At 75.4% G+C, this 2,902-nt stretch carries 1 protein-coding gene and 1 pseudogene; one reads left to right on the plus strand and one right to left on the minus strand.

Features of this window, described 5'->3' with window-relative positions; genetic code table 11:
* Positions 1 to 88: 88 nt before the first annotated feature.
* A pseudogene (mtrB, locus tag KPL57_RS26795) lies at positions 89 to 1,453 on the minus strand (MtrAB system histidine kinase MtrB); the annotation flags it as partial.
* A 30-nt stretch (positions 1,454 to 1,483) separates the two neighbouring features.
* Here mtrB (KPL57_RS26795) and mtrB (KPL57_RS26800) point away from each other — a divergent pair.
* Positions 1,484 to 2,818, plus strand: coding sequence for an MtrAB system histidine kinase MtrB (gene mtrB, locus KPL57_RS26800; protein WP_308253035.1), 1,335 nt, complete (start codon positions 1,484 to 1,486; stop codon positions 2,816 to 2,818).
* Positions 2,819 to 2,902: the final 84 nt, after the last annotated feature.

The raw sequence follows: 2,902 nt of genomic DNA on the forward strand, positions 1-2,902 counted from the left end.
ACGTCGGACTGCTGGGGCACCGTCGCGCACCCGGCGACGACGGCGGCGGCGACCGTCACGACCAGCGCCGCCAGCGCACGCCGGGCGGTCACCGGTCGCCGCCCGGGTCGATGATGGCGCGCTCGGCGGGCTGCATCGGCGCGTGCTCCTCGGGGCGCAGCCGCCACAGGTCCTCCTCGCGCAGGTCGCGGCCGATCCCCTGCGGCGGGGTCGGCACCGAGCTGCCGTTGCGCCGGTCCCCGGCCGCGGCGGCGGGCGGGCCGAGCGGTAGCGGCGAGGCGGTGATGTGCCCGCCCACCTCGCGCGGCAGGGTCAGCCGGAACGCCGAGCCATTGCCCGGCTCGCCCCAGGCCTGCAGCCAGCCGCCGTGCAGCCGGGCGTCCTCGATGCTGATCGACAGCCCGAGCCCGGTGCCGCCGCTGCGCCGGGCCCGCGACTCCTCGGCCCGCCAGAACCGGTTGAACACCAGGTCGGCCTCGCCGGGCCGCAGCCCGACGCCGTGGTCGCGCACGACGACGGCGACCGCGGCGTCGTCGCCGGCCACCGTCACCTCCACCGGGCGGCCCTCGCCGTGGTCGATCGCGTTCGCGACGAGGTTGCGCACGATGCGCTCCACCCGGCGCGGGTCGGCCTCGATCAGCTCGCCCGCCGGCAGATCCAGGACGAGGTCGGTGCCGGCGTCGGCGGCGATGCCGCGCACCGCGTCGGACGCCCGCCGCACCACCGCGGACAGGTCGACCCGTTCGGCACCCAGCTCGGCCACGCCGGCGTCGAGACGGGAGATCTCCAGCAGGTCGGCGAGCAGCTCCTCGAACCGGTCGAGCTCGGTGACCAGCAGCTCGGAGCTGCGGCGCAGCGCCGGGAGCAGCTCGTCACGGGAGGCGTAGAGGACGTCGGCGGCCATCCGCACGGTGGTCAGCGGCGTGCGCAGCTCGTGGCTGACGTCGGAGGTGAACCGCCGCTGCAGCGCCCCGAACTCCTCGAGCTGGGCGATCTGCGCGGCGAGGCTGCCCGCCATCTCGTTGTAGGACTCGGCGAGCCGGGCGACCTCGTCCTCGCCGCGCACGGCCATCCGCTCGTCGAGGTGTCCCCCGGCGAAGCGTTCGGCGACGTCGGCGGCGTGCCGGATCGGGCGGACCACCTGCCGGGTGACGAGGCTGGCGATCGCGGCCAGCAGCACCAGCAGCACCAGCCCGCCGACGATCAGCGTGCTCTGCACCAGCCCGAGGGTCAGCTGCTCGCCGTTGAGCGGGAACAGCAGGTAGAACTGCAGCTCCCGGCCCGCAGTGGCGATCTTCTGCCCGATGACGAGGTTCGGGACGCCGTCGACGGTCGTGTACTGGCGGTTCAGGCTGTCCAGCGACCCGCGGGCGGTGATGTCCTGCTGGCGCGCGGTGATCTGGCCGACGTCGCCGGCGGACACCTCGGGCCCGTTCGCCGACCCGGTGGTCAGCTGACCACCGGGTCGGCGAACGGGCCCGAGGTGTCCGCCGGCGACGTCGGCCAGATCACCGCGCGCCAGCAGGACATCACCGCCCGCGGGTCGCTGGACAGCCTGAACCGCCAGTACACGACCGTCGACGGCGTCCCGAACCTCGTCATCGGGCAGAAGATCGCCACTGCGGGCCGGGAGCTGCAGTTCTACCTGCTGTTCCCGCTCAACGGCGAGCAGCTGACCCTCGGGCTGGTGCAGAGCACGCTGATCGTCGGCGGGCTGGTGCTGCTGGTGCTGCTGGCCGCGATCGCCAGCCTCGTCACCCGGCAGGTGGTCCGCCCGATCCGGCACGCCGCCGACGTCGCCGAACGCTTCGCCGGGGGACACCTCGACGAGCGGATGGCCGTGCGCGGCGAGGACGAGGTCGCCCGGCTCGCCGAGTCCTACAACGAGATGGCGGGCAGCCTCGCCGCGCAGATCGCCCAGCTCGAGGAGTTCGGGGCGCTGCAGCGGCGGTTCACCTCCGACGTCAGCCACGAGCTGCGCACGCCGCTGACCACCGTGCGGATGGCCGCCGACGTCCTCTACGCCTCCCGTGACGAGCTGCTCCCGGCGCTGCGCCGCAGCTCCGAGCTGCTGGTCACCGAGCTCGACCGGTTCGAGGAGCTGCTCGCCGACCTGCTGGAGATCTCCCGTCTCGACGCCGGCGTGGCCGAGCTGGGTGCCGAACGGGTCGACCTGTCCGCGGTGGTGCGGCGGGCGTCCGACGCGGTGCGCGGCATCGCCGCCGACGCCGGCACCGACCTCGTCCTGGATCTGCCGGCGGGCGAGCTGATCGAGGCCGACCCGCGCCGGGTGGAGCGCATCGTGCGCAACCTCGTCGCGAACGCGATCGACCACGGCGAGGGCCGCCCGGTGGAGGTGACGGTGGCCGGCGACGACGCCGCGGTCGCCGTCGTCGTGCGCGACCACGGCGTCGGGCTGCGGCCCGGCGAGGCCGACCTGGTGTTCAACCGGTTCTGGCGGGCCGAGGAGTCGCGGGCCCGGCGCAGCGGCGGCACCGGGCTCGGGCTGTCGATCAGCATCGAGGACGCCCGGCTGCACGGCGGCTGGCTGCAGGCCTGGGGCGAGCCGGGCAATGGCTCGGCGTTCCGGCTGACCCTGCCGCGCGAGGTGGGCGGGCACATCACCGCCTCGCCGCTACCGCTCGGCCCGCCCGCCGCCGCGGCCGGGGACCGGCGCAACGGCAGCTCGGTGCCGACCCCGCCGCAGGGGATCGGCCGCGACCTGCGCGAGGAGGACCTGTGGCGGCTGCGCCCCGAGGAGCACGCGCCGATGCAGCCCGCCGAGCGCGCCATCATCGACCCGGGCGGCGACCGGTGACCGCCCGGCGTGCGCTGGCGGCGCTGGTCGTGACGGTCGCCGCCGCCGTCGTCGCCGGTGTGCGCGACGGTGCCCCAGCAGTCC

Source organism: Pseudonocardia sp. ICBG601, from assembly GCF_020496245.1.